The sequence below is a fragment of the Labedella endophytica genome (genome assembly GCF_003990045.1).
In the GTDB taxonomy this organism is placed as follows: Bacteria; Actinomycetota; Actinomycetes; order Actinomycetales; family Microbacteriaceae; genus Labedella; species Labedella endophytica.
In genome coordinates this window covers 735,780-762,683 of sequence record NZ_RZGZ01000002.1, presented here as the reverse complement: position 1 = coordinate 762,683, position 26,904 = coordinate 735,780, and the positions used below count along the sequence as shown (strand labels likewise).

Sequence of the window (26,904 nt, the reverse complement as noted above, 5' to 3'; positions counted from 1 at the left end):
GCGCCGAGGGGCTTTGGATAACCCCTCTGCTTAGTTTCGAAGCCGACGCACAGACCACACGACCACAGGGAGTCACCATGCGCGCACGGACACGACGGAACACCGGAGCGGCCCTCGCCGGGATCGCGGTCATCGGCGGTCTCGCCGCCTGCACCTCGGACGCGGCGGACTCGACCACGGGCTCCACGAGCGACTCGAGCGCGACGGACGAGTCGACGACGGGCGGCACCGACGCATCGTCGACCGCGACCTACGCGGACGGCGAGTACACCGCCGAGGGTGACTACACGACACCGGGCGGCCAGGAATCGGTCACCGTCACGGTCATGCTCGAGGACAACGTGGTGACGTCGCTCGAGGTGGAGGGCAGCGGAGGCAGCCCCAACACGCAGCGCTACCAGGGCGAGTTCATCGACAACATCCAGTCGGAGGTCGTCGGGCAGGACATCGACGACCTCTCGGTCTCGAAGGTCGCCGGGTCCTCCCTCACGAGCGGCGGCTTCAACGCCGCGATCGAGACCATCAAGTCCGATGCATCCAGCTGATCTGCTGGATCACACGACGGCGGTCGATCCCCGGGCGATGCTCTTCGACGCGATCGGCACGTCGTGGCGCATCGACGCCGACGAGACCATCCCGGAAGCCGCTCGCGCCGACGTGCTCTGTCGGATCGACGCCTTCGACCGTGACTGGTCGCGCTTCCGCGACGATTCGCTCGTCGCCGAGATCGCTCGCGACGCGGGGGAGTGGGTCCTCCCAGCGGAGGGCGACGGTCTGTTCGCGCTCTACCGCACGCTCCACGACCTCACGGACGGCCGCGTCTCCCCCTTCGTGGGCGCCACGATCGCGCGCCTGGGCTACGGGCCGACGGCCGGTGCCGTGGACGTAGCCACGACCGCGGGGCCCGTGCCCGCCTGGGACGCGCTCGCGACGGTCGACGGCCGGGTCCTCCGGACGACCGCGCCGACGCTCATCGATGTGGGCGCGGCCGGCAAGGGCCTGCTCGTCGACCTCGTCGTCGACGTCCTCCGGGGTCACGGCCTGCCGGATGTGACCGTCGACGCGTCCGGGGACCTCCGTGTCGTCGGTGCCCGGAGCGAGCGCGTCGCCCTCGAGCACCCCTTCGACGCGCGGCGCGCCATCGGCGTCGTGGACCTCGCCGATCGGGCGCTCTGCGCCTCGGCGACGAACCGCCGGGTCTGGGGCGACGGGCTGCACCACGTGATCGACGGCCTGACCGGCCGCCCCGTCGAGAGCGTCGTCGCGACGTGGGCGCTCGCCCCCTGCGCGATGGTCGCCGACGGAGCCGCCACCGCGCTCTTCTTCTCCTCGCCCGCCGAGGTCTTCGCGGCGGCCGGAGCCGTCGGTGTGCGCATGTTCAGCGACGGCCGGAGCGAACGTCACCGCGACTTCGACGGGGAGCTGTTCTCGTGAGGAAGTCCGTCGACACCCTCCTCGGCCGCGTGCCGATGTACCGCCTCGTCCTGCTTCTCCTCGTCGTGCTCGCGGCTGTCTCCGTCGTTCTGTCGGCCGTCGGCGTGCTCTTCTTCACTCCGCTCGAGCTGCTCGCGACGGGCGGGATCGCCGTGGTCGTCTCCGTGCTCGTGAATCGGGTCGCCGCGTTGATCGTGCGAGTGAAGCCGCACGACGAATCCGCCGTCATCACGGGTCTGCTCCTCTTCTTCATCATGAAGCCGGGCCTCGTGCCCGGGGACCTCGCGGCCGTCGCCGTGGCCGCGAGCGTCGGCGCCGTGTCGAAGTACGTCCTCGCCGTCCGCGGCCGGCACGTCTTCAATCCCGCCGCGATCGGCGCCTTCGTGGCGACGCTCACGGGGCTCGGCGTGAGCTACTGGTGGGTGGGGAGCGAGTCGCTCTTCTGGTTCGTGCTCGTGGCCGGCTTCCTCCTCGTGTGGCGGCTGCGGAGGATCGCCATGGCCGTGCTCTTCGTCGTGGCCGTCGCCGCGGTGATGGTGCCGACCCTCGTGTCGAACGGAATGGACATCGGCTCGGCTCTGACCACGCCGCTCCTGTCCACGGCCGCCGTGTTCTTCGCGGCGTTCATGCTCACGGAACCGCTCACCCTCGCTCCGCTGCGCTGGCAGCAGCTCGTGATCGCCGTCATCACGGGTGTGCTCTTCGCGCTGCCGTACCACGTGGGTCCCGTGTACTCCTCCCCGGAACTCGCTCTGCTCGTGGGCAACCTCTTGGCGTTCCTCGTGGGGCAGCGTCGGGGCGTCGACCTCACGGTGCGCGACTCCCGACGAATCGGCGGGGACGTGCACGAGATCGTCTTCGACGCGGCCGCGCCGCTGCGGTTCCGGGCGGGCCAGTACGCGGAGCTCCACGTGCCGCACGCGAAGGGCGACCGTAAGGGTTTCCGCCGAACGTTCAGTCTCGTGTCGGCGCCGAGCGACGGCCGCGAGGTGCGCGTCGCGTTCCGCGTGCCGGAGCCCGCGAGCAGCGCGAAGCGTGCCCTCGTGGCGCTCGCGCCGGGCGATGGGGTGCGGGCGACGCTCGTGGCCGGCGACTTCACGCTGCCGACCGACGGTTCGCGGAAGCTCGCGCTCGTGGCGGCGGGGATCGGAGTGACTCCGTTCATCAGCCACGTCCGGGAGGCGCGCGCCCGTGGCGACGAACGCGACATCGTGCTCGTCTACGCGGTGTCCGATCCGAGCGCGATCGTCTTCGCCGACGAGCTGCAGCAGGCGGGCGTCCGTGTGCTCGTCTCGAGCCGTGCCGAGCCCGCGAGCCTGCCCGCGGGCTGGACCTGGATCGGTCCCGAGCGGGTGGACGCGGACATCGTGCGTTCCGCCGTTCCCGATCTCGCCGAGCGGGATGTGTTCGTCTCCGGCCCGCCCGCCCTCGTGGCCGACCTCCGTAGCCGGTTGCGGGGCGCCGCCCGCCGCGTGCGGACGGACGTGTTCTCGGGGTACTGATCCCGTGGGTGAATTCGTCGGCTTCAGCGGAGGCGGCGCCGCGGGTGCTCCGTGGTCGACGTGTGACGGGTGGAGCGCGGCCGCGCCGCCTAGGATGGGCCCGTGAGGGCTCGAGGACTACTGTGGACGGCCTTCGTCCTGGTCCACGTGGGGCTCGCCTGGTTGTGTCTCTTCGCGCCCGGCCTCCCGCTCGGCGACGTGACGCTCGTGTACCGGCCCTGGTCGATGCAGCTCGCGAGTGGCGCCCCCATCGTGGGGATCGGCTCGGATTGGGTCTACCCGCTCCTCGCGCACCTGCCGATGCAGCTCTCGCTCATCGCCGGCGAGGCCGCCTACGGGTCCGCATGGCTCGTTCTCATGACCGTGCTCGACGCCGTAGCCTTCGCGATCCTCCTCGGTGACGGCTCGAGTCGCCGCCGCCTGGCCGCCGCCGGCTGGTGGGTGGCCTTCATCGCGCTGCTCGGGCCGATCTCGCTCGGTCGTATCGACTCCGTCACGGTGCCGTTGTCCGTCGTCGCCGTGCTGATCGTCATGCGCCGCCCGCTCGCCGCGTCCCTCCTGCTGTCCATCGCGACGTGGATGAAGGTGTGGCCGGCAGCCGTCATCGTGGCAGCGGTCGTGGCGCTCCGCTCCCGGTGGCGGATCGTTTTCGGTGGCGCGGTCCTCTCGATCGCGGTCGTCTTCGTGGCGTTCGCCCTCGGCGGCGCCGGGCACGTCTTCAGCTTCCTCTCGGAGCAGTCGGGCCGCGGACTGCAGATCGAGGCGCCCGTGAGCCTGATCTACGTGTGGCAGGCCGCTGCCGGTGTCGAGGGGGCCTTCATCTACTACGACCCGGCGATCCTCACCTACCAGGTGGCCGGGGCGGACGTCGACGTGGCGATCGCGCTCATGACACCGCTGCTCGTGCTCGCGTTCGCCGCCGTCGCGCTCGTGGGAGTGGTCGTGGTGCGCGGGGGTGCCCCGGTCGTCCGCGTGCTCCCCGCGTTCGCGCTCGGGCTCATCCTCGTACTCATCGCCGTGAACAAGGTCGGGTCCCCCCAGTACCTCACATGGCTGATTGCACCGATCGTGCTCGGCATCGCGTGGCAGGGCCGTCGCTACACCGTGCCGGCGGTACTCGCGCTCGGTCTCGGTGCCCTCACCCACGTGGTCTACCCCTACCTGTATTGGCTCCTCCTCTCCGCCTGGCCGCCCATGGTCGCCGTGCTCACGATCCGCAACGTCGGCTACCTCGTGCTCCTCGGTTGGTGCATCGTCGAGCTGTTTCGGGCACGCCGCGACGTGCGCGGACGCCGGGCCGAGCGCGCGGACGAGAACGCAATGCGGGAGTGGCGCGAGTCACGCATGCCGGCATCCGGTGTCGGCCGTGACGCCGACGGGCAGATCCGTGCCAACCCCGCAGTGCCTCCCGCTTCGGAATGGCTCGAGGAGGGCATCAGCGGCGTCATCCGGTCCGGACCCTACGCCGGTTCGATCGTGCTGGCGGCCATCGACGTCCCTCAGCATGATGACGTCCCGACCTACCGGCTCTATCTCCCCGCTGGCGAGATGACGGACGCTTCGGGGGAGCGTCATCTCATGGACTCGCTCCTCGAGGATGACCTGCGGAACGATGGCGACGGCGGGATGATCGATCTGCTCACGACGGCGCTCGACGTGCGATGGTCCACGGATCCGGATGAGTTCGATCGTGCCCGACGGATGTACGACGCTCTCCACGCTCCGGAATCGCGACGGAAGTGGAAGAGGTAGCACCGTGCAGGTCGCATTCTCTGACTCCACGTCCACGACGATCGAGGGCGCACTAGCGTAGAAGATCACATCAGGAAAGAGGAGCCATGCTTGTAGCTTTCAGCGTTGCACCGAGCGGTACCGGCCGTGCGGACGGGTCCGTCCATGACGCCGTCGCCGCGGCTGTCAAGGTGGTCCGCGATTCGGGACTCCCGAACCGGACGACGTCGATGTTCACGGAGATCGAAGGCGAGTGGGACGCCGTGATGGCGGTGGTCAAAGCGGCGACGGACGCCGTCGCACCGTTCGGGTCGCGTGTCTCGCTCGTGCTGAAGGCGGATATCCGCCCGGGTTACTCCGGCGAGATCGACGCGAAGGTCGAGCGCCTCGAGAGCGCCCTCGGCGACGAGTAGCCGGCCCCATGGCCACCCCGTACGGACCGATCTCCGAACGTCGCACGTCGTCTCTCGCTGTGGCATCGTTCGTGGCGGCTCTGCTCGCCGGTCCCGCCGGCTTCGTGTCCTGGGGCTTTGCCGGTCTCGCCCTCGGCGTGTTCGCGCTGGTGGCCGGGGTGGTGGCCCGTCTGCGCACGCGTGATCCGGCGCTGTCCGGCGGTGTCCTCGCGACGACGGCGATCGCTCTGGGGGCTCTGGCTTCACTGGTGTGGGGTGTGCTCGTGGTCCTCCTGTTCATTCCGGCGTCCTGGGACTAGCCTCCGGACCTCCTCGGTGCGAGACGCCCCGACTGCGGTGGGGCAAGCCCCTCGAATCGATTCGAGACACGCACGATCGCGGTTCTAGACTGGCCGTATGCTCCCCGTGTCCAACGGGCCGACGACGATGTCCTCGGCCCGTATTCGTTTTGCCCTGCTCGCGCTCGCCGTGGGCGGTTTCGGCATCGGCACGACCGAGTTCGCGGCCATGGGACTGCTCCCGCAGATCGCGACCGACCTCTTCCCCGCGCTCTCGTCGACCGACCCCGAGCAGGCCAATGCGCGAGCGGGACTCGTCATCTCGGCCTACGCGCTCGGTGTCGTGGTCGGCGCCCCGACGATCAACTCGATGGTCGCGCGCTTCCGCCGCGACCGGGTGCTCGTGGTGCTCGCGATCGCCTTCACCCTCATGAACCTCGCGGCTGCGCTCGCTCCGAGCTTTGAGCTCATCCTCCTGTTCCGCTTCCTGGCGGGGATCCCGCACGGCGCGTACTTCGGCCTGGCGGCGCTCGTCGCCGCCAAGCTCATGGGGCCGGGGCGGCGGGCGCAGGGCGTGGCGCTCGCCATGGCGGGGCTCACGGTCGCGAACGTCATCGGTGTGCCGCTCGCCACGGTGATCGGTCAGGCGTTCGGCTGGCGCGTCGCATTCGTGCTCGTGGCGGTCGTCTTCGCTGTGGCGACCGTGGCGATCTGGTTCGCGGTGCCGCGCGTCGACGGTTCACCCGAGCAGACGATGCGCCGCGAACTCACGGTCTTCCGCAACGGCCGGGTGTGGTTCGCGCTCATCACGGGCTGCATCGTGCTCGGCGGACTCTTCGCCGTGTACACCTACCTCGCCCCGATCACGACGGAGCTCGCGGGGTTGCCGGAGGGCGCCGTGCCGTGGGTGCTCGCGACGGTGGGGCTCGGCATGACGATCGGCAACCTCGTGGGCGGTCGGGTGGCCGACTGGAGTGTGATGAAGGCCCTGTTCGGCTTCGCCTTCCTCATGCTGCTCTCGCTCGCCGGCTTCGCGCTCACGGCACAGTGGCCCGTGACGCTCTTCCTCTTCACATTCGCTATCGGGTTCGCGACGCAGGGGCTCGGCCCCACCATCCAGACGCGGCTCATGGACGTGGCGGGGGACAGCCAGGCGATCGCCGCCGGACTCATCCACTCGGCGCTCAACGTGGGCAACGCGCTCGGGGCGTACTTCGGCGGCGTCGCGATCGCCGCCGGGCTCGGCTACTCGTCGCCGGCGGTCGTCGGGATGGGGCTCACCGTGGCCGGGATCGCCGTCGCGGCCCTCGGCTACGTGCTCGAGAGGCGCGGGGTGCTCGGCCCTACTCGATGATGATGCCGTCGAGGATGGCGCGCTTGCGCAGCGCCACCTTCGTGCCCACGTCGAAGCCGCTCGAGCGGTACTTCTCGCGGATGCGCTTGAGGTACGACTTCGCCGTCTCCTCGGAGATGCTGAGCTCGTAGGCCACCGACTTCACCGGCTCACCCGCGGCGTAGAGCGCCATGACCCGACGCTCCTGCGCGCTGAGCTTCGGTGCCTCATTCGGCTCGTTGTTGAGCGCGACGTCGAGCTCGTCGGAGACGAACATCTGGCCGCGGTAGGCGGCGCGGATGGCCTGGACGATCATCGACGCGTCCTCGCTCTTCACGAGGTAGCCGTGGGCACCGGCCGCGAGGGCCTCGCGCACGAACTTCGGGTCGGAGTAGGTGCTCATGAGCACCGTCTTCACGCCCGTGGTCTTGAGCGTGGAGATCTTGAGGACGACGGGGATGTTGTCCTTGAGGTCGAGGTCGAGCAGGACGACGTCGACGGGGAATTCCGGGTGGGTGAGCAGTTCGGGCCACGTTGCGACGGCCGCGACCATGCTGATGTCGTCGGCCGCGCTGCGGATCCACTCGGTGAGCGCCCCCAGCAGCATCTTGTGGTCATCGACGATGGCCAGACGGATGTTGTCCGTGTGCATGCTCATACGTTCTCCCTGAACTCTTGACAGGATTCTAGTGTTCACCGTTGCTGTTCCGAGGGAGGCGGGACCTCCGTCTCGATGTCCACCCGCAGCCCCAGGGGCGTCGCGGTGTCCGTGTAGCGGCCGACACGCCGGAGCGACGCCCACGTGATCGCCTCCACGCGGGACCGGCTGATCCCGTCCACGTCGATCGCGATGAGGACGCGGCGCACGTCGGATCGCGGCTGCTCCTTCCGCTCCACGAGGCTCACGCGCGCGGTCGCCGGCATGCGGGCGGCGCTCGACATGAGCATCCAGAGCCCGGAGAGGAGACCGTCCCGCTGGAGCTGGTCGAGGCGCGCGGAGAGGCCCTTCGCATCGTCGACGGTCACGTGATCGCTCAGGAACTCCGACTCGCTCACGGCATGGGACAACCACGTGTTCTGGTGCCCGGCGACGAGGTGCCGGCGCAGATCGGTCGCGAGCGAGCTCGCCTGGTCGGCGCGCTCGGGGGTGAGCGGGAGCGGCTCGCGGCCCGTCGCGACGTCGTCGAAGAGCTCCTCCACCTCGTGGTCGAGCTCCGCGAGCTCGGCGCTGCCGAGCACGCCAGCGGTGAGGACGACGGGGGCGGCGATGGCGCTCTGGGTGAGGACCCGGTCGAGCGCGAGGAGGATGTGGCGTCGGTAGGACCCGAGGATGGACGCGGCGATCACGGGCGGCACGATGGCGAGGACCAGGAACATGAGGAGGGGGCCGAGCTGGTCCTCGGCGGGGCCCGGCACGAGCACGCCGAGCGTGAGACCCGCGCCGAGGATCGCCGATGCGATCACGATCTCGCGTGCGGGGCGCAGGGACGACGCGCCGAGGAGGACGGCCCCGACCGCGATCGCGGACGTGGGGTAGAGGCCGTCGCCCACGTGCTGCCAGATCGCGGCGAAGTCGAGCACCGCGGCCGCGGTGAGACTCGACACCATCGCCCAGAAGAGCTTCGTGGAGAAGAGGAATCCTGCGGCGCGGAGCGCGACGGTGACGAGCGCGACCGTGACGAAGAGGATGGCCCACGACGCGAGGTTGAGCGGGAGGCGCGGGAACTCGCCGAGGTGGTCGAGGAAACGCCAGAGGGCGTGCAGGAAGAGGATCCCCCCGGCCAGTCCCAGTCCGACGCCGAGCTGCGACGTGTTGAGGGTGAGCAGGGACGTCTCGCGCAGCCCCGCGCGGCGCACGCGGTCGGTCTGCCATTCGAGTCCGAGGGACGGATCGATGCCGCCGGTCGGGTTGCTCACTTGGGGACCTCCAGGACCACGGTGGTGCCGGCGCCCGGCGCGGAGAAGACACGGACGGTGCCGCCGATGTCCTGCGTCCGCGCGATGACCGACTGCTGGAACCCGAGACTCGATCCGGCGATCGAGGCCGGGTCGAAGCCGATCCCGGCATCCGTGACGACACCGCGCACGACCGTTCCATCGTCACTGAGGGTGACGTGGGCCTCGTCGACGCCCGCGTGCCGGCGCACGTTCTCGATGCACTCGGTGAGCGCGAGGATGAAGGCGTCGAGCCGTGACTGCTCGAGTCCGAGCTGGCCGGAACCGTGCCAGGCGACCTCGAGGCCCGAGTGCGCGAAGCGGGCCTTCACCGCCTCGAGGGTGCCGCTGAGCTGCAGTTCCGCGGTGTGGGTGAGCGTGTAGGCGCCGGAGGACCGGGGGGTGGGGCTCTCGCCCTCCCGCAGGCGCCGCAGCAGGTCCCGGTCGGACGCCGCCTGGTCGCGCATCGCCGCGTCGTCCACGCCGCGACCGGCGTGCGCGAGCAGCGTGAGGGTCGCGAGCGCGGTGTCGTGCAGGAGGCGGGCGTCGCGGTGTCGCTGTGCCTCGGCCTCGCTCGCGCGCCGCTCGATCAGGTAGGTGGCCCCGATGCTCGAGATGCGGTTCATGACGCGGGGGTTCGCGCGCGTCAGCCAGAGCCCGAAGATGGTCGTCACGGCCCAGCCCAGCCCGACGAGGACGGGGGCGGACAGCGCGACCTCATGGCCGATGTCGGCGCCGAGGAGGGTCGCGATCGTGACCGTGGTCGCGATGCTGTACACGAGCAGGATCACTTGCGCCCAGGTGGAGGAGAGCACCGCGCCGATGCTGCCGACCCCCCAGCCGGCGATCATGACGATGGCGGCGGACGCCGAGGGGCTCGGTTCGGGCCCGGCCGCGATGCCGACGGTGGCGAGGCAGATGATGCCCACGGCGTAGACGGCCACGACGGAGAGGCCGTGGGGGTAGCGGGCGATGACCACGTGGCTCGCGGCGAGGAGGGCGAGCGTGAGGTAGCACCAGACGAGGGCGGCACCGTCGACGGCGCCCGGGATGAGGAGGGCGATCGCGGCGCCGAGGACGCCGGTGAAGCCGAAGCTCCGAGCCATCCGGTACGCGAGCCGGCTCTGCTGGATCGAGAAGCGGTCGATGGACTCGAACTGACGCCGGACGGGTTCGGAGGCGTCGTCGCCGCGCCAACCACTCATCGAGCACCCTTCCGTCGTGCGCCCAGCATGTCGTGCGCCCAGCATAAGGCGCGGCCCGTCGCCGTCGGGTCAGGTGGCGAAGATCCGTGCGAGGTGGGTGGAGACCGCGTCGAACTCGATGAGGAAGCCGTCGTGCCCGAAGTCCGAGACGATCACGGCGGCGTCGTCCCCGTCGATGTTGGTCGAGATGCCCGCCGCGATCCGCCGCTGGCCGTCGAGGGGGAACAGGCGATCGGAGTCGATCCCGACGACGAGGGTGCGCGCGGTGACCCGGGTGAGGGCCTCCTCCACGGAGCCGCGACCGCGGCCGATGTCGTGGGAGTTCATCGCGTCGACGAGGGTGATGTAGCTGTTCGCGTCGAAGCGACGCGTGAACTTGTTGCCGTGGAAGTCGAGGTACGACGAGATCGCGAAGCGGCCGCCGTCGGCGAGCGGGTCGATGTCGGACTGCCAGCGCCGGCCGAAGCGGTCGTTGAGCTCCGTGGAACTGCGGTACTGGAGGAGCGCCATCCGCCGGGCGAGCGCGAGCCCGCGATGCGGACCATCGCCGTCGACCGCGTCGTAGTAGCTGCCGCCGTGCCACGCAGGATCCATCCGGATCGCCTCGAGCTGCACCGAGTTGAGCGCGATCTGATCGGCCGTCGTCACGGGGGGAGAGGCGAGGATCGCGACCCGCTCGAGGCGGTCGGGGAGCCCGACGGCCCACTCGAGGGCGTGCATCCCGCCCATCGATCCGCCGATGATCGCGGCCCATCGTTCGACGCCGAGCGCGTCGGCGAGGAGCGCCTGAGCCGCGACCTGGTCGCGCACGCTCACGGAGGGGAAGCGCGCGCCCCACTCGCGGCCGTCGGGGGCGAAGGACGCCGGTCCCGTGGAGCCCTGGCAGCCGCCGAGCATGTTCGGCACGACGACGAACCAGCGGTCGGTGTCGACGGCGAGGCCGGGGCCGACGATCTGCTCCCACCAGCCGGCGGTCGGCTGACCGGGACCGGCGGCGCCCCGCGCGTGGGAGTCGCCCGTGAGGGCGTGGGTGATGAGCACGGCGTTGTCGCGGGCGGGGGAGAGCTCGCCCCAGGTCTCGTAGGCGAGACGCACGTGGGGGAGGCGGCCGCCGAACTCGAGGTCGAGCGGGCCGAGGTCCGCGAAGAGCCGGTCCGCGACGGGATCGCCGTCGCGCCAGGCGCCGGTCGCGTGGGGGCGGCCGATGAGACTGCGCACCTCGGCGTCCGTCACGATGCGCGACGGGACGGTGTCCTCGGGTGTCTGCCAGTCCATGTCCCCATCCTCCCCGAAGAACCGAGCCCCCTCGCCTCTGTTACGCCCCCCTCAACCTCCGTGAGGTGTCACAATCTGTTGCCTCCCGGGTCGGAATGGCAACAGATCGCGACACCTCACGGAAGGGGGTGGTGCGCGTGGGACGGGGTCAGACGCGGGCGGCCTCGACGACGGCGCGCGCGGCGGCGAAGGCCTGGTCGAGGTCGGCCTTGAGGTCGTCCACGTTCTCGAGGCCCACGGAGAGGCGCACGAGGCCCGGCGTCACGCCCGCGGTCAGCTGCTGCTCGGGCGTGAGCTGCGAGTGGGTCGTCGACGCGGGGTGGATGACGAGCGAGCGCACGTCGCCGATGTTCGCGAGGTGCGAGAACAGCGACAGGCTGTTGACGAGCGTGCGGCCGGCGTCCACGCCGCCCTTGAGCTCGAACGACAGGACGGCTCCGACGCCCTTCGGCGCGTAGCGGTTGGCCGCGGCGTACCAGGGGCTCGAGGGCAGACCCGAGTAGTTCACCGAGGCGACGTCCGGGTGGGCGTCGAGCCACTCGGCGATCTCCTGGGCGTTCTGCACGTGCCGCTCGATGCGGAGGCTGAGCGTCTCGATGCCCTGGATGAGCAGCCACGCGCTGTTCGGCGAGATGGCGGCGCCGAGGTCGCGCAGCACCTGAACGCGCGCCTTGATGATGTAGGCGAGTCCGTCGCCCACCGCCGTGGTGTAGCTCGCGCCGTGGTACGAGGGGTCCGGCTCGGTGAGGCCGGGGAACTTCTCCACGTTCTTCGACCACTCGAACGAGCCGCCGTCGACGATCGCGCCGCCGATCACGGTGCCGTGGCCGCCGAGGAACTTGGTGGCGGAGTGCACGATGATGTCCGCGCCGTGCTCGAACGGACGGATGAGGTACGGAGTAGCGATCGTGTTGTCGACGATGAGGGGGATGCCGGCCTCGTGCGCCACATCGGCGACGAGACGGATGTCGAGGATGTTGATCTTCGGGTTGCCGACGGTCTCGCCGAAGAACAGCTTCGTGTTCGGCCGCACCGCGCGCGCCCACTCGTCGGAATCGTCCTGGTTCTCGACGAACGTCGTCTCGATGCCGAGCTTCGCGAGGGTGTACTTGAAGAGGTTGTAGGTGCCGCCGTAGATCGACGAGCTCGACACGATGTGGTCGCCCGCCTGGGCGATGTTGAGGATCGCCGCGGTCGCCGCGGCCTGGCCGGATGCGAGGAGGAGGGCGCCGGTGCCCCCCTCGAGCGCGGCGAGCCGCTGTTCGACGACGTCCTGCGTGGGGTTCTGGATGCGCGTGTAGATGTTGCCGAACTCCGCGAGGGCGAAGAGGTTCTTGGCGTGGTCCGCATCGTTGAAGACGTAGCTCGTGGTCTGGTAGATCGGCGTCGCGCGGGCGTTCGTGACGGGATCGGGCTGGGCGCCCGAATGGATCTGCTTGGTCTCGAACTGCCAGTTCTGGGTGGCGTCGCTCATGATGTTCTCCCTCGAAGGATCGACGTGCGGGATGGTCTGGTCGCCGGACGGCGTACGACGAGGTTAGGCAGCACGGCGCCGCGCGACAACGACGGGTGCAACACGACGTAACCGCGGCCGATGCCGACGGTCGCAGGTGAGGACGCGCTCGGGTGCGGGGCCGGGCAAGGCATGCACGCTCCCGGGCAATACGCTGGAGTCATGACGGTGAGACGCGCAGTGGTCACGGGAGCGAGTTCGGGGATCGGACGGGCCACGGCGGCCCTGTTCCGGGAGCACGGGTGGGAGGTGCTCGGCGTGGCCCGCCGGGCGGACCGGCTCGCGGAACTCGCCGCGGAGACGGGAGCCGAGACCGTCGTGGCCGACGTCACGGTGGCCGAGGACGTCGAGCGGGTCCGCGAGGCCGTCGAGGCCCTCGGCGGCGCCGACGTGCTCGTCTGCAACGCCGGTGGAGCGATCGGACTCGATTCGGTCGAGACATCGTCCCCCGATGACTGGCGCCAGATGTTCGAGGTGAACGTGATCGGCACCCAGCGCATGATCGCGGCGCTGCTTCCCGCGCTCCGGGCCTCCACGACGGACGGCGGGACGGCCTCGATCGTGGGTGTCACCTCGATCGCGGGGCACCGCGCCTATGAGGGCGGCGGCGGATACAACGCCACGAAGTTCGCGCAGCGCGCCGTGCTCGAGGTGCTGCGCCTCGAGCTCAGCGGCGAGCCCATCCGCGTGATCGAGGTGGCCCCCGGCATGGTCCACACGGAGGAGTTCTCCCTCAACCGCTTCGGCGGCGACAAGGAGCGCGCCGACGCCGTGTACGACAACGTCGCGGCGCCGCTCGTGGCCGGCGACATCGCCGAGGTGATCGTGCACGCGGCCGAGCTGCCGCCGCACGTCGACCTCGACTCCATCACCGTGAAGCCCGTGGCGCAGGCCGCGCCCCACAAGGTGGCGCGCGGGGAACTGAAGGCGAAGGCATGAGCGACACCACGGCCGCGCCCGAACGCGAGGTCCTGACCTGGGACGACTTCGGTCGCGCCTCCCGCGAGCTCGCGCGCACCGTGCGACGCAGCGGCTTCGAGCCCGACCTCGTGGTGGCGATCGCCCGCGGCGGGCTGCCGCTCGCCGGCGCGATCTCCTACGCTCTCGGCACGAAGATGTGCGGCTCGATCAACGTGGAGTTCTACACCGACGTGCACGAGACGCTGCCCGAGCCGATCCTGCTGCCGCCGATGCTCGACGCCCCGGCGCTCGCCGGCAAGCGCGTGCTCCTCGCCGACGACGTCTCCGATTCCGGGCGCACGCTCGCGCTCGTCGTGGACCTTCTCGAGGGCTACGGGGCCGAGGTTCGCAGCGTGACGCTCTTCACGAAGCCGCGCACGGTGCACGAGCCGCACTACGACTGGCGCCGCACCGACAAGTGGATCACCTTCCCGTGGTCGGCCCTGCCCCCCGTGGCGACCGACGGCACGGATCACGACGAGCACGATGACCGCGGCGACGACGCCGCGGCGGGCGACGAGGGGACGAGAACATGAGCATTCACCTGGTGGGTGGCGGACAGCGGTTCGCCCACGACACGACGATCCTGTCGGCCTTCGTGGCCGAGGCCGCCGGGCGGGCCGAGGTGGCGACGCTTCCCCGCATCGGCGTGTTCCTCGTGACCGAGGACTCCGGCGTGGAGGACGCGGCGCGCATCGAGAGCGAGCTCGCGCTCGCCGGGGCCTGTGAGGTCGTCGCCCGCCTGCGGGTGGAGGGGGGAGCGTTCGAGCTCGCCGACCTGGCCGACCTCGACGCCCTCTATGTGGGCGGCGGCCTCACCCCCGCTTACGCGACGGCACTCGAGCCGCTCGTCGTGGAGATCCGTCGGCTCGTGGCCGGCGGCATGCCCTACCTCGGGTTCTCGGCGGGAGCGGCGCTCGCCGCCGAGCAGGCCATCGTGGGCGGATCCAAGATCGGCGGCGTGGCCGTGTCGCCCGAGGAGACGGCGGAGGACCTCGAGGAGGTCACCGTGCAGCCCGGGATCGGTCTCATCGACATCTCGGTGGACGTGCACGCGGCCCAGTGGGGCACGCTCGGTCGCCTCGTCGCGGCCACCGAGGCCGGCCTCGTCCCCGGCGGCGTCGCGATCGACGAGAACACCGCGCTCGTGGTGTCCGAGGGCGGGCTGGCCGTCACGGGCAGCGGGAGCGTCTGGCAGGTGACGACGGACGACGCGGGCGTGCGGGTGTCCACGGTCGCCGCGTCGTGAGCGGCGGTCGATCCCTCGCCGAGCTCGCCTCGGACGGCGTGATCGACGCGGGCTGGGCCGAGGCCCTCGAACCGGTCGCCGATCGCATCGCCGAGATGGGGGACTTCCTCCGCGCCGAGCACGCGGCGGGGCATCACACCCTCCCGGCCGGCGATCACGTGTTGCGGGCGTTCTCGTATCCGCTGGACGCCGTGCGCGTGCTCATCGTGGGGCAGGACCCCTACCCCACGCCCGGGCACCCGATCGGGCTCTCGTTCGCCGTGGATGCGCACGTGCGCCCGCTGCCGCGCAGCCTCGCGAACATCTACAAGGAACTGCAGGACGACCTCGGCATCCCGCCCGCACCGACGGGGGATCTCACCCCGTGGGCGGAGAGCGGCGTGATGCTGCTCAACCGCGTGCTCACCGTTCGGCCGGGCGAAGCCGCCTCTCACCGCGGGAAGGGCTGGGAAGCCGTGACGGACCACGCCATCCGCACCCTCGTGGCGCGGGGTACCCCGCTCGTCTCGATCCTGTGGGGCAAGGACGCGCAGAGCCTCACTCCGCTGCTCGGCGAGACGCCCATCGTGGCGTCGCCTCACCCGAGCCCACTGTCCGCATCGCGCGGATTCTTCGGATCGAAGCCATTCTCGCGCGCCAACGAACACCTCGTGGCGGCCGGTGCCGAGCCCGTCGACTGGTCCCTCGCGCGTTAGGCTGGATCCGTGCTGGAAGAGGAATACCTGCAGCCGCGCAAGCTGCCCACCCACCTGCGGAAGAAGCCCGCGCCCGAGGCGCCGTTCGAGTACACGATCCGGGACGCCGTTCCCGCCGATCTGCCGGACATCCGCGAGATCTACAACTACTACGTGACCAACAGCTCCGTCACGTTCGACGAGGACCGCATGACCCTCGCGAAGTGGAAGAGCAAGTTCGCGCACCTGCAGAAGCAGGGCATGCCCTTCATCGTGGCCGTCTCGCCGAACGGGCACGTGCTCGGCTACGCACTCGTGCAGCCGTGGAAGGAGAAGCGGGCCTACCGCTTCACCGTGGAGAACAGCATCTACCTGGGCGCCGCGGCCACGGGCAAGGGGCTCGGACGGGCGCTGCTCGGCGAGCTCATCCAGAAGTCGAAGCAAGCGGGTCTCAAGGAGATCCTCGCCGTGATCAGCGACAAGGGCGCCGAGGCGTCGCTCGCGCTGCACGCCCAGTTCGGGTTCAAGGAGATCGGCCGCATGGGGCGCGTGGGCTTCAAGTTCGACCGGTGGCTCGGCACCGTCATGCTCCAGCTGTCCCTGAAGTAGGGCTGGACCCGGCCTGGCCCGGCCTCCCGGACGTAGGCTGAACGCATGACCGACGTCGACTGGGAGCGGCTGTCCGCGCTCGAACTCTGGGTGCGGCTGCAGCGCGACGAGATCTCGCCCGTGGAGCTCACCGACATCGTGATCGCGCGCGCCGAGCGCCTCGATCCCGAGCTCGGCGTCTTCGCCCACCTCACCCCCGACGCGGCCCGCGCCCGCGCCCGCCACGTGCAGGACACCCAGCCGAAGACGGACCGGCTGTGGGGTCTCCCGCTCGCGGACAAGGACCTCACCGCCCGCGCGGGAACGCCCATCGCGTGGGGGTCGCGCGTCTTCCCCGGCACGGTCTCGGAGCGCTCCGACGCGATCGTCGACGTGCTCGACGCCGCCGGTGCGGTGAGCATCGGCAAGACGGCGACCCCCGAGTTCGGCCTCTACGGTTACACGGAACCCTTCGGTCGTGCCCCTGCCCGGAACCCCTGGGACCCGACACTCGGAGCCGGCGGGTCGAGCGGGGGAGCGGCCGTAGCCGTCGCCGCCCGCATCCTCCCGTTCGCACCCGCGAGCGACGGCGGCGGATCCATCCGCATCCCCGCGGCGGCGTGCGGTCTCGTGGGGCTGAAGCCCTCGCGTGGCCGGGTGCCGTCCGGTTCAGCCCTCGACTCGCTCGCCGGCCTCGCCGTGAAGGGTCCGATCGCCCGCACCGTGCAGGACGCCGCCCTCCTCTTCGATGCGATGCTCGACCGCCGTAACGGTCGCGTCCCTCATCCCTTCAGCGTCGGGGCACCCGAGTTCGACGACGGCGACTACCTCGGCGTCGCCACCCGCGGTGAGGGTCGCTTCACCCTCGGGGTGCTCGAGAACTCCCCGTGGGACGACGACGTGGAGATCACCGTCTCGCCCGAGGCGGGCGAGGCCGTGGCGCTCGCCGTGGAACAGCTGACCGCGATCGGGCACGGCGTCGAGGAGACCGTCCTCGAGCACGGGGGCGTCTACCCGGATGCATTCCGCACGATCTGGCAGGTGTCGGCCGCCATGCTTCCCGTGGACGGCGACACGATCGGGCTCCTCGAACCGGTCACGCAGGAGCTCGTCGCGCGCGGCCGTGCGCTCTCCGCCCGCCACCTCGCCGAGACGCAGTCGACGCTCGCCGCGTTCGAGCGCCGGGTCATCGCCCAGTTCGATCGATTCGACGCCGTGATCACCCCGACCCTCGCACTCACGCCACGGCGCATCGGCTGGCACGACCTCGCCGACCCCGACCGGAACTTCGCACAGCAGGTGCAGTACTCGCCGTTCACGTCGTTCGTGAACGTGGCCGGGCTCCCCGCGATCACGCTGCCCGTGCACCAGACCGCGGAGGGGCTGCCGATGGGCGTGCAGCTCATCGGCCGGCCTGGTCGCGAGGATGTTCTGCTGTCGCTCGGTGCGCAGTTGGAGCGGCGGTTGCGGTGGCAGCACCGCCGACCGCCGGTGTCGTGAGGGTGTTCGTCGTGATGGTGTTGTCGTGAGCACCGCTGCCGAGCCGTCGCCCGGTGAACTCCTGGCCGCCCGGCGGGAGCAGCTCCTGCGTGAGGCGGGAGTCGCCGAGTCGCGCCTCAGCGACATCCGTTCCACGCGCGCGGGTGGCTCGGACGACGACGAGCACGACCCTGAGGGCGAGACCCTCTCGGCCCAGTGGTCGCAAGCGGAGGGACTCCGCGCGGGGCTCGTCGACGAGCTCGCCCAGCTGGACCGGGCGCTCGATCGCGTGGCGGACGGGACCTACGGCTCGTGCGTGCGGTGCGGGCGGCCGATCGGGGCGGAGCGGCTCGTTGCCCGGCCGACGGCGGAGCTGTGCATCGACTGCGCGCGGATCGTGGAGGCGAGGCGGTAGGGATCCTCCCTCGCACGGGGACGTTCTCCGCGCCCGCGCCGCCGATAGTGTGATCCTCAGACGGCGCCCGCCTACGCCGGAGCGCGGGATTGACGCTCTCCTCGAGGGCTCGGAGGAGCGCGGCACCATGACGACGGACACGGCCGAACCTCCCGACAAGGTCGGGCGAGCCGGATCTCTCTTCGAGGCGGGCGAATGGCATGCGCTCGCGGATCTCGCCGTCGCGGAAACGTTCGACGGGGACGATGTGGCGGCGCTCGCCGCGGTGCACGGCGGGGAGGATGGCGCCGAACACTGGGAGGAGTGGGCGGACTCGGAGGGTCGAGCGGAAGCGCTCACGGCCATCGGCTTGATCCTCGCGTCGCTCGAGCGCGACGCGGACGCCGTCGGTGTCCTCGTCGATGCGCATCGTCGTGGTGAGAACGTCGCGGCGATGATCGGGGAGCTGTACGTCTACCTCCGCGACTGGGCCTCCGCGGAGCCGTGGCTGCAGCTCGCCGTCGACACGACGGCGCACACGTGGGAGCTCGCGGCCTACCGGCTCGGAGAGCACGCCTTCGAGGTCGACGACCGCTTCGACGACCAGGTGATCTCGCTCCTCGAGGCCGGCTCGGTCGAGGCGGACGAGGCGGCCGTCGTGCTCGCGCGTGTGCATCTGCGCCGCGGTGACCGCGACGAGGCGCGGCGGATCCTCGAGGAGGCGCTGCCCGACAACGAGATGGTCTCGCTCCCTCTGGGCAACATGCTCCTGAACGAATTCGGGGACACCGATGGTGCCCGGGCGGCCTACGAGGACGGCTGGAACCGCGGCGACGCGTACTCCGCGTTCAATCTCGGACTGCTCCTCGAGGAGGAGCTCGACCAGCCGGAGGAGGCCAGGGAGTGGATGAGGAAGGCGGCGCAGGGAGGAGACGCCGCCGCTCGAGCGTGGCTGACGGCGGATGGCGAGGGCGGATGGGCCGAGAGCCGCGCCGAGGCAGGCGATTCTCCGGCGTGGATGCACGCACTGTACGACGAGGACCTTCTTCCCCATCTGTACGGAGGCCCGTATCGCGGACCCGACCTTCCAACGGTCTTCCGCATCAATGACGTCGTCGGGGCACCGGCTCCCGGTGTCGTCGGGCGAGCGGGGCGCCTCGGTCTGCCGATCGTGATCGAGCCCCATGCTGAGGGCTTCGACCTCACGACGCTGGGGACCGCGATCACGCAGATCCGCGACCTCACGATCGCGGACGCCGCGGGGACCCGCGGGTGGGGTGCGCTCGCCGGGGCGCTCGCGCTCGAGGAGCTGGAGATGGATGGGACCGAGCCGGGGGAGCCCGTCGATCTCGGTGCGCTCCCGTGTCTGGAGAATGCCTCCGTGCGCGGGCGGAACACCTACTCGGTCGTCGCGAACCCCGCCCTGCGCATCTTGTCGATGACGCTGCTCGACGATCAGCCCGCTCCCGGGATCGAGGCGCCGATCGAGTCTTTCGGGGTGAGCGGTCGCCGGGCGGTGGAGGCGGTCGGACGGATCGCGCATCCGGAATCACTGACGGGGTTGGTCATCGTCGGCGCCGTCGACGTCGACTGCGCGCTGCTTCTCCGCTTCCCGGCGCTCGAGGATGTGTCGCTCGTCTCTTGCACGGGTGTGTCGAACACGCACGTGCTCGGCGAATTGCCATTGCTCGCCGCGCTCGCGGTGGACGACTGCCGTGACGTCGAGGACGCCGAGGAGGTCGCAGCTCTGGTCCAGAGGCTGGAGTCTCAGCAGACGGGACCTGACGATGGCCGGTGACACCGACGTTGGATCGACCGCGACCGCACTCTTCGCTGCGGAGAGGTGGAGGCAACTGGCGGATCTTCCGCTGAGAGGCGGCGCGTCCGAAGCGGATGCGGACGAATTGAACACGCGCCTGAGTGAGGGATTCAGTGAAGGGCCGTGGCGACGATGGGCCTCCGCGTCGGACATCGGTGCCGCGCTTCACGCCGTCGGATCGGTTCTCGCCAACAACGAGCGCAATGCCGAGGCGCACGGCGTTTTCCTGAGTGCGGAGGATGCGGGCGCCGATTGCGACCTCGCTCTCGGCGACAGCTTCGTGATCCGTGGCGACTGGGCAGCGGCGTTGCCCCGGTTGCGGCGTGTCGTAGGGGCGAGGAGCTCGCAGTGGGAGGTTGCCGCATTCCGACTCGCGCAGCACGCACGGGAGGTGGAGAACCGGACCGACGACGAAGTCGTCGAGCTGGCCTCCGTCGCGTTCGAGGAAGTCCCGTTCGCGGTCGTCTTCGTCGGCGATCTGTTGCGGCGCCGGGGCGAGACGGACCGTGCACGAGCCCTTCTCGAGTCGCATCTCGACACGAACGACCACGTGCCCTTCGAACTGGGCGTCCACCTGTACGAGGTCTTCGGCGACGTGGACGGGGCGAAGGCGGCCTTCCTTCAGGCCTACGAACGCGGGGATTTCCGCGGGGCCTACAACCTGGGGTGCCTCGCAAGCGACGTCGATGACGACCAGATCGAAGCGGTGGAGTGGTTTCGGCGTGCCGCCGACGCGGGTGATTCAATGGCGCGGGTCGAACTCGTTCGGCGCGGAGCGGCCGCTCGGGAGGACGACGTGGACGGGCAGCCCGCTTGGGTCACGTCCTTCTATCCGGTCGATCTTGCACCGTGGATTCTTGCCGAATCAGAACCCGATTCATCGAGGCCGCCGCTCTTCGTCGTCGATGACGACAAGCCGTTCCCGACGGCAGGGCAGCTCGGAGCGGCGGGGCGAGCCAAGCTGCGGATCCACCTCCACCCGACGAAGCGCGGGCTGGACCTGACCACGTTCGCCGCGGCCATCCCGGACCTCCAGGACCTGACGATCGAGAAGGGCGCACGGATCACGGGCCTCGCCGCACTGCTGGAGGCGCGCTCGTTGACGGATCTCAACGTGCGCATTCTGGGGAAGGAGCCTCTCGATCTCAGCGCTTTGCCGTCCCTCCGCAGCGCGTCGGTGACCGGGGCGAACGTCCTCTCGGTGTGCCGAAATCCGCATGTGGAATGGCTCGGACTCGGGCTGCCGCGTGCGTCTCAGCTTCCTGTCATCGAGGCACCGGTGCGGACGCTCATCATGACCGCGAAGCACTCCGCGGCCGTACTCGAGCGGATGGTCCAGCCGCACCTGCTCGAGTCGCTGACGCTATACAGCGCGCGCGACCTCGACCTCGACGTCCTGCGACGCTTCGCCAACCTGCGGAAGCTCGAACTCAACTGGTGCAACGGTGTCGTCAACGCGGCAGCGCTCGCCGACCTGACCGAGCTGCGCGAACTGGAGCTGTACCGGTGCCGCAACGTGGACGACGTCCGTGCGGTGAAGGCTGCTCAGAGTCGAACCAGCGGGGGAGACGACGGGGGCACCGTCGCCGGCCCGTTCCTCCTCTTCGAGTACGGGGAGGACGATGAGGGGCTGTTCGATCTCTCGACGGGCGACGGCGGCTGGGAGGGGCTAGCAGAGGGGTTCGCCGACCGCGTCCTGTCCTACAACGGCTACGACATGGAGAAGCTCGTCGTCGCGATCGCCAAGGATGCGGGCCTGTGGTCTCGCGACGTCGAGCGTGATTCGGAGGCCGAGGCGCTGCACCTGATCTTCCGCGGCCGCGAAAGTCCGGTCGCCATCGCGAAGGCTGCCTGGCGCATCTTGCAGGACGCCGAGCAGCTCGAGAAGGCGCTGCGGGCGGCGAGGTTGGTGAGGAAGTGAGCGCCGAGCCGGTCAACCCCGCACAGCGACCCCGAGCGTCTGGCAGGCTCGAACGACACCGACCACTTGAGGGAGCCCCCATGATCGATCGCGACGCGCTCGCCGACATCGCCGCCGAGACCATCCACGCCGTCGACCCCGGACACACCGGTCGGCCCGTCGAGGATTACGCGGACATCGCAGGCGAGCTCGCCGACCGGGTGCAGGCGGCGGTCTCGCAGCTGGAACTCGTGGAGTGGCTGAGCACCGTGCTGCCAGGCGAGGGGGCGACGCGCGAGGCCGACGTGCAGACGATTGCGGGGGCCGTGTTCGCGGACCTCCACGAGGTGTCCTCGTCGCCGCTCATCGAGCAGATCGACCCTGAGGCGGCCACGCCGTCCGCTTGATCGGAGCCGCCTGAGGGGAACCGGGTGGCGGGAGCCGCGTGACGCGATGTCGGAGGTGCGTGATTCACTACGCACATGTTCGGACCCGCATCGATCGATGAGACCTTCGGGGGCGGAGGCGGCGGTGCTGTCGACTCGACCCGTGACCCCGCCCTCGACCTCGCCGTGTGGACGCCCGCCTACCTCCCCGCGTGGAGCAGCGCGGCCGAGGCGGCGGCTGACTACCGCGTCGGCCGCGACGGCTTGAGGCTGTCCATCCCGCCTGAACATCCGCTGTGGTGTCCGGACCTCCACGAGGGTGCGCTGCGCGTATCCGCGGTGCAGAGCGGCAACTGGTCGGGGCCGGCGGGAAGCACGCAGGGCCAGCAGCCTTTCCGTGAGGGACTTGTCGTGCGCGAAGAGCAGGCCGCGCGGTGGGGGTTCACGCCGCGATACGGTCGCGTGGAGGTGGAGTGTCGCGCCACGATCGGTCCGCGGTCGATGTTCTCCGCCTGGATGGTCGGGGTCGAGGATGTGCCGGAGCGCTCGGGGGAGATCTGTCTCGTGGAGGTCTTCGGCGAGACCGTGCGCGCCGACGAGTCGGGCGCGACCTGGGCCGACATCGGGTCGGGCATCCACCCGTTCCGCGACCCGTCCCTGCAGGAGGAGTTCGGTGCCGAACCCACGGCGATCGATATCCGAGAGTTCCACCGGTACGCCGTCGAATGGAGCCCGGATCACGTCGAGTTCTCGATCGACGGGCGACGGACCTGGTCGGTGGATCAAGCGCCCGACTACCCGACGCAGCTGATCCTGGGGGTCTTCGACTTCCCCGATCGTGGGCCGGTCGACGCGGTCGTGCCCGAGCTCGTCGTTCGGCGTGTTGTGGGGGTGGCCGATTCCGATCGGTGGCGGTCCGGCTCCCGCTATTCTGTGGTCTCGAGGCGCGCATCGCGCTCTGGATAAGGAGCGGACTGCGGTGGAAGCGGGAGTAGGCGACGTTTCCGACTCCAGTGAGTCCCCCGTTGTCCCCGGTACCGCTTCCGCGCAGGACACCCGTTCCACGACGTCGGAGTCGAGCGTAACTGTGCCGGGCTGGGCCGCTCGATTCGAGACGGATATCGACCCCGCCCGGTGGACAGCGGCGACACTTCTTTTCGGACTCGACCATGGGTTCGTGTCTCGCGGGGATGTCGTCCGCCTCCTGACCCGACGTCTGTCGACGCACTCCATCGAAGAGGGCTCGTGGGAGGAGAGGATTGCTCTCCTCCTCCCTGATGAGTTCGACGACGTCCGCCCGATCCTCGTCGACGCGTCGTCGTCGTCTCGGTCGAGAGTCCCGGACGGAGACGTCCGTCCCTGGCTGCTGCTGGAACTCGACGACCTGCGCGGTCGCTGGTTCGATCTAACCGACCCGTGGAGATCGATCGATTCGGTCCTGTGCGACCTCGGCGATCCGGCGCGCTACTACACCCTGCGCGCGTGGAGTTCGTCGGAGGACCGTCGGCGGCCGCGGACCCTATCCGCCATCATCGACTCCACGATGGCCATCGACTCTCGCTCCATCGCGACCGAGTCGTTCCGCGCCCGGATCAGAGAGCGCGGGCGAGCGAGCGATCGCCTGACGCATCTCGGACGGCGCGGACTGCGAATCGCTGGTCTGGGTGTCACGGCTCGGTGGTTGTCCGTCTCGGTCGCTGTCGTCTTCGGCGGGGCGCTCGCGATCGGAGTCGCCTCCGGTGAATCCGACGACCAGGGCGTGCTCGGCGCGGTCAGCTTCTGGATGTTCGTCGTCGCGATCGTCTGGGGCATCATTCGAGGGCCGTTCCTCGGTGTCTTCGTGACCTCGCGCGACATCCGCGTGGTCTCGTACGTCCGGACGCGGCGCGTGCCGATCGTCGACATCTCGGCCGTGCTCATCCAGCCGTACATCGGTCTGTGGACGGGGGGATCGTCGTCGGGATCGCTCTCGATGCTCGTTCTCCGCCTCCGCAACGGCCGAGAACGAGAACTGCCGGTCACGATCGCGGGGAACCGACGCATCGTCCGGCGTGCGCACGCCATCGGAATGCTTGCCGGTATCACTGTCCGTCGGAGGGGGCTCATGGAGTGATCTCTGTAGGGCCCCGATCGTCTGGTCTTGAATGAGATTCTTGCGGTTCCCGTGCGCCCGTCTCCCGCGCGCGTCGGGCAAACTGGGACGATGCAATCCTGTTTCTTCTGCCGCGTCATCGGCGGCGAGGAGCCCGCCGTCTGGGTGGAGCGGGAGGAGCATGCGGTCGCGTTCGCGCCGCTCGCCGATTCGGCCCTCGCGCCGGGACACACGCTCGTCGTGCCGGTCCATCACAGCCGTGACCTGATGTCGGCGGACCCCGTGGCGCTGTCGTCGACGATGGCGCTCGCCCAGCGGGTGTCGCGGGCCATGGTCGGCGCCCTCGGGGCGACCGGCGTGGTGCTGCTCCAGGCATCGGGTGCGGATGCCGGGCAGAGCGTGCCGCACCTGCATCTCCACGTCGTGCCGAGCTGGCCGGACGACGCGACGATCCACTGGCCGGGCACGCCGTCCGCTCACGTATACGACGGCGACCCGCATGCCGCCCTCGCGGAGATGTTCGAATGAGCGACGATGGGCGCATGACCGATGCTGAGCGGGTGGGTGACGACGATCGGGCGACCGGCGGCGACGCGGTTGGCGGGCGGGAGTCCGAGGGGGCCTCGACGGGCCAGGGTGCGCTAGCAGGCGAGGGTGCGCCGGCCGTTGAGCGTTCGCCGGTGACTGAGGGTGGGCCGGCGGGCGAGGGTGCGGGGACAGCCGAGGGTGCGCCCGCGGCCGATCCGTGGAAGCGGGATCGTGGGGCGCGTCGTGGGTCCGACGGAGGTTCGGAGAGCGGGCGACGAGGTGACCGGCGGGTGAAGCGTCACGATTTCGTGTCGTGGCTCGGTGACATCGCGTGGGAGGTGATCGGGGAGCTCGTGTTCTTCGGTCTCGTCGTCCTCGTCTCGTGGCTCGTCTACGGGGAGTTGCGGTGGCCGTTCGTCGCCGCCGTCTTCTTGGGGGTGAACGCGGTGCTCGTCGTGATCGCGCTCGCCGTGTGGCTGGGGAGGCGCGCGCGGCGGTCTCGGACGAAGCGCTGAATCGAAGTCGGATTGCGGCTGCCTCGTGGCTCGCGTTCCTCCAGTTCGTATCTCTATGGACGGACCCAGTCCGGATCGTAACCGGACGCTGACCGGGTATTCTATCGTCATTGGGTGTTCCGGCCCAATGTCGGTGGTCTGGTGTTCACTGTGGGTATGACGGATCTTCGGCAGGCACTCGCGGCGGCAGACGCCGAGCTGCGCCCTGCCGTCGACTCCGCCTCCTTCGCGCAGGTGTCGGACGCGGAGCTCGTGCACACCGGTAACCGGATCGAAGACCTCGCCCGACTGCTGGACGCGGCTCGCGCCCTGCACGCGGCGGAGTTCGCGCGGCGGGCGGTCAGCCGCCCCCGCCATGGTCGCTGCACTCGGGTACCGCGGGCCCGTCGACGCGGTCGCCGGTATCGCCCGCATCTCCGGGGGAGCGGCCAAGCAGCGTATCCGAACGGGCTCGGCGATCACGTCGGAGGTCTCTCTCACGGGCGCCGTGGCGCCGCCCCGGTTCCCCCTCGTGGCGGCGGCCGTTCGGGCCGGACGAATGGGCATCGAGGCGGCGGGAATCCTCGTCGCGCAGCTCGAGCCGCTCCTTCCTCGCGTGGATGCGGCCGCTCTCGCCGCGGCCGAGGCGACGCTCGTCGATGAGGCGTCGGGAGCCGGTCGTCACGCGGCTCTGTCCGTCGACCTCCTCCGCCGTCGAGCGGCCGAGGTCGTCGCGGGGATCGATCACGCCGGAGTGCGGTTGCGGGAGCAGCGGGCGCTCGGCAAGCGGTCGCTGCGGTTCGGGCGCGAAGACGCAGACGGTCTCACGCCCGTGCACGGCGTGCTGCTCCCCGTGGTCGCGGCGCAGTTCCAGCGTCTGTGCGACGCTCACATCAAGGCGGCGAAGCCCTCCTTCGGCGATGCCGATGCGTCGTTCGACCAGGTACCGGGCGGCGCGGACGGCGTTCTGAGCGGGGTCGGCGGCGGGGCGGCGGGGGAGCCCGGTGTGTCAGGGAGCGGCGAGGCCACGGCGGTTCGGGCCGACACTCGGACCCGCGAGCAGAAGCGTCACGACGTCCTCGGCGCGATCCTCGACGCTGCGGCTCGCGCGGCAGACGCACCGAGCCTTGCCGGGGCGCCGCCCACCGTCACGGTCACGGTGCAGCAGAAGGCGCTCGACGCGGGGTCCGGAGCCGGCTTCATCGACGGGATGGACACGGCCGTCTCCCTCGACACGATCGAGCAATTCATCGACTCCGGCGGATCACAGGCCGTCACGCTCGATCCGGAGGGGGCGGTCCTCTCGCTCGGCTCCGTTCAACGCTGCTTCACGCCCTCGCAACGCCGGGCGATCAACGCTCGCGACGGCGGTTGCCTCATCCCCGGCTGCCCGATTCCCGCTGGCTGGTGTGAAGTCCACCACGTCATCCCGCACCGCTCGGGCGGAGCGACCCACGTCGACAACGGAGTCCTGCTCTGTTGGTGGCACCATCGCATCATCGATTCGGGTCCGTGGCGGCTCCGGATGGAGCGCGGAGTACCGCAGGTCCGCGGACCAGGGCTGCCCGATTGGGAGGTCGCGACCAAGCGACGCACCGGTCTGTCCGGATACGATCCGCCAGCACGGATTCAGACAGCGGCGCCTCCGCGCGCGGCCCTCGGGCCGTGACGGTGGGCGTCGCGATGGCGCGGGCTGTGGCGATGGAGGGGGTCCGGGTGCGG

Annotated in this window: 27 protein-coding genes; 22 read left to right on the top strand and 5 right to left on the bottom strand. The window is 70.3% G+C overall.

Annotation, left to right across the window (positions count from 1 at the left end):
* Positions 1–77: 77 nt before the first annotated feature.
* From ELQ94_RS07180 to ELQ94_RS07150, 7 genes are all read left to right on the top strand, one after another.
* Complete coding sequence (locus tag ELQ94_RS07180) at positions 78–545, top strand: FMN-binding protein (RefSeq protein WP_127048655.1); 468 nt, start codon at positions 78–80, stop codon at positions 543–545.
* A complete protein-coding gene (locus ELQ94_RS07175) occupies positions 532–1,434 on the top strand; it encodes an FAD:protein FMN transferase (protein ID WP_243696905.1) in 903 nt (300 codons plus the stop codon). The genes ELQ94_RS07180 and ELQ94_RS07175 overlap by 14 nt, the downstream gene beginning before the upstream one ends.
* Entirely contained in the window at positions 1,431–2,936 is a 1,506-nt protein-coding gene (locus tag ELQ94_RS07170; RefSeq protein ID WP_127048652.1) for a ferredoxin--NADP reductase, read from the top strand. The genes ELQ94_RS07175 and ELQ94_RS07170 overlap by 4 nt, the downstream gene beginning before the upstream one ends.
* A 102-nt stretch (positions 2,937–3,038) precedes the next feature.
* Entirely contained in the window at positions 3,039–4,688 is a 1,650-nt protein-coding gene (locus ELQ94_RS07165; protein WP_127048650.1) for a glycosyltransferase 87 family protein, read from the top strand.
* An 86-nt stretch (positions 4,689–4,774) separates the two neighbouring features.
* Positions 4,775–5,080, top strand: a complete 306-nt coding sequence (locus tag ELQ94_RS07160; RefSeq protein WP_127048648.1) for a thiamine-binding protein — start codon at positions 4,775–4,777, stop codon at positions 5,078–5,080.
* Positions 5,081–5,088: 8 nt separating this feature from the next.
* On the top strand, positions 5,089–5,379 hold the full coding sequence (locus ELQ94_RS07155; protein WP_127048646.1) for a hypothetical protein: 291 nt from the start codon (positions 5,089–5,091) through the stop codon (positions 5,377–5,379).
* Between the two features lie 97 nt (positions 5,380–5,476).
* Positions 5,477–6,712 carry an MFS transporter gene (locus ELQ94_RS07150; protein ID WP_127048644.1) on the top strand — a complete coding sequence of 412 codons (1,236 nt, stop codon included), beginning with the start codon at positions 5,477–5,479 and terminating at the stop codon, positions 6,710–6,712.
* On the opposite strand, the gene ELQ94_RS07145 is transcribed toward ELQ94_RS07150, so the two are convergent.
* The 5 genes from ELQ94_RS07145 to ELQ94_RS07125 all read right to left on the bottom strand — a co-directional run bounded on the left by ELQ94_RS07145 (position 6,702) and on the right by ELQ94_RS07125 (position 12,580).
* The gene (locus tag ELQ94_RS07145) at positions 6,702–7,349 is read right to left on the bottom strand and encodes a response regulator (RefSeq protein ID WP_243696904.1); all 648 of its coding nucleotides are present in this window, start codon (positions 7,347–7,349) and stop codon (positions 6,702–6,704) included. The genes ELQ94_RS07150 and ELQ94_RS07145 overlap by 11 nt on opposite strands.
* Before the next feature lie 35 nt (positions 7,350–7,384).
* Positions 7,385–8,608: a hypothetical protein gene (locus ELQ94_RS07140; protein ID WP_127048642.1), complete on the bottom strand. Its 1,224-nt coding sequence runs from the start codon at positions 8,606–8,608 to the stop codon at positions 7,385–7,387.
* Positions 8,605–9,831 carry a sensor histidine kinase gene (locus ELQ94_RS07135; RefSeq protein WP_127048640.1) on the bottom strand — a complete coding sequence of 409 codons (1,227 nt, stop codon included), beginning with the start codon at positions 9,829–9,831 and terminating at the stop codon, positions 8,605–8,607. The genes ELQ94_RS07140 and ELQ94_RS07135 overlap by 4 nt, the downstream gene beginning before the upstream one ends.
* A gap of 69 nt (positions 9,832–9,900) precedes the next feature.
* Positions 9,901–11,106 (bottom strand): homoserine O-acetyltransferase MetX, encoded by a 1,206-nt coding sequence (metX, locus tag ELQ94_RS07130; protein ID WP_127048637.1) that lies wholly within the window; start codon positions 11,104–11,106, stop codon positions 9,901–9,903.
* Between the two features lie 148 nt (positions 11,107–11,254).
* Positions 11,255–12,580, bottom strand: a complete 1,326-nt coding sequence (locus ELQ94_RS07125; RefSeq protein ID WP_127048635.1) for a bifunctional o-acetylhomoserine/o-acetylserine sulfhydrylase — start codon at positions 12,578–12,580, stop codon at positions 11,255–11,257.
* A gap of 201 nt (positions 12,581–12,781) precedes the next feature.
* On the opposite strand from ELQ94_RS07125, the gene ELQ94_RS07120 reads away from it, so the two are divergent.
* The 15 genes from ELQ94_RS07120 to ELQ94_RS07050 all read left to right on the top strand — a co-directional run bounded on the left by ELQ94_RS07120 (position 12,782) and on the right by ELQ94_RS07050 (position 26,851).
* Positions 12,782–13,558 carry an SDR family oxidoreductase gene (locus tag ELQ94_RS07120; protein ID WP_127048632.1) on the top strand — a complete coding sequence of 259 codons (777 nt, stop codon included), beginning with the start codon at positions 12,782–12,784 and terminating at the stop codon, positions 13,556–13,558.
* Entirely contained in the window at positions 13,555–14,115 is a 561-nt protein-coding gene (locus ELQ94_RS07115; RefSeq protein WP_127048630.1) for a phosphoribosyltransferase, read from the top strand. Before ELQ94_RS07120 ends, ELQ94_RS07115 begins: the two co-directional genes overlap by 4 nt.
* Entirely contained in the window at positions 14,112–14,828 is a 717-nt protein-coding gene (locus tag ELQ94_RS07110; RefSeq protein ID WP_127048628.1) for a Type 1 glutamine amidotransferase-like domain-containing protein, read from the top strand. Before ELQ94_RS07115 ends, ELQ94_RS07110 begins: the two co-directional genes overlap by 4 nt.
* A complete protein-coding gene (locus ELQ94_RS07105; RefSeq protein ID WP_208007578.1) occupies positions 14,825–15,523 on the top strand; it encodes a uracil-DNA glycosylase in 699 nt (232 codons plus the stop codon). The genes ELQ94_RS07110 and ELQ94_RS07105 overlap by 4 nt, the downstream gene beginning before the upstream one ends.
* 9 nt (positions 15,524–15,532) lie before the next feature.
* The gene (locus tag ELQ94_RS07100) at positions 15,533–16,111 is read left to right on the top strand and encodes a GNAT family N-acetyltransferase (RefSeq protein WP_127048626.1); all 579 of its coding nucleotides are present in this window, start codon (positions 15,533–15,535) and stop codon (positions 16,109–16,111) included.
* Positions 16,112–16,156: 45 nt separating this feature from the next.
* Positions 16,157–17,590 (top strand): amidase, encoded by a 1,434-nt coding sequence (locus ELQ94_RS07095; RefSeq protein ID WP_127048623.1) that lies wholly within the window; start codon positions 16,157–16,159, stop codon positions 17,588–17,590.
* Between the two features lie 25 nt (positions 17,591–17,615).
* A complete protein-coding gene (locus ELQ94_RS07090) occupies positions 17,616–17,984 on the top strand; it encodes a TraR/DksA family transcriptional regulator (RefSeq protein WP_243696903.1) in 369 nt (122 codons plus the stop codon).
* A 127-nt stretch (positions 17,985–18,111) separates the two neighbouring features.
* A complete protein-coding gene (locus ELQ94_RS07085) occupies positions 18,112–19,761 on the top strand; it encodes a tetratricopeptide repeat protein (protein ID WP_127048619.1) in 1,650 nt (549 codons plus the stop codon).
* Positions 19,751–21,703 carry a tetratricopeptide repeat protein gene (locus tag ELQ94_RS07080; protein ID WP_166404681.1) on the top strand — a complete coding sequence of 651 codons (1,953 nt, stop codon included), beginning with the start codon at positions 19,751–19,753 and terminating at the stop codon, positions 21,701–21,703. Before ELQ94_RS07085 ends, ELQ94_RS07080 begins: the two co-directional genes overlap by 11 nt.
* 80 nt (positions 21,704–21,783) lie before the next feature.
* Entirely contained in the window at positions 21,784–22,089 is a 306-nt protein-coding gene (locus tag ELQ94_RS07075; protein WP_127048615.1) for a hypothetical protein, read from the top strand.
* A 75-nt stretch (positions 22,090–22,164) separates the two neighbouring features.
* Positions 22,165–23,034 (top strand): glycoside hydrolase family 16 protein, encoded by an 870-nt coding sequence (locus tag ELQ94_RS07070; protein ID WP_127048613.1) that lies wholly within the window; start codon positions 22,165–22,167, stop codon positions 23,032–23,034.
* Between the two features lie 211 nt (positions 23,035–23,245).
* A complete protein-coding gene (locus ELQ94_RS07065) occupies positions 23,246–24,181 on the top strand; it encodes a hypothetical protein (protein WP_127048611.1) in 936 nt (311 codons plus the stop codon).
* Positions 24,182–24,271: 90 nt separating this feature from the next.
* Complete coding sequence (locus ELQ94_RS07060) at positions 24,272–24,688, top strand: HIT family protein (RefSeq protein WP_127048608.1); 417 nt, start codon at positions 24,272–24,274, stop codon at positions 24,686–24,688.
* 290 nt (positions 24,689–24,978) lie between these two features.
* Positions 24,979–25,203, top strand: coding sequence for a hypothetical protein (locus tag ELQ94_RS07055; RefSeq protein ID WP_127048605.1), 225 nt, complete (start codon positions 24,979–24,981; stop codon positions 25,201–25,203).
* 355 nt (positions 25,204–25,558) lie between these two features.
* The gene (locus tag ELQ94_RS07050; RefSeq protein WP_127048602.1) at positions 25,559–26,851 is read left to right on the top strand and encodes an HNH endonuclease signature motif containing protein; all 1,293 of its coding nucleotides are present in this window, start codon (positions 25,559–25,561) and stop codon (positions 26,849–26,851) included.
* Positions 26,852–26,904: the final 53 nt, after the last annotated feature.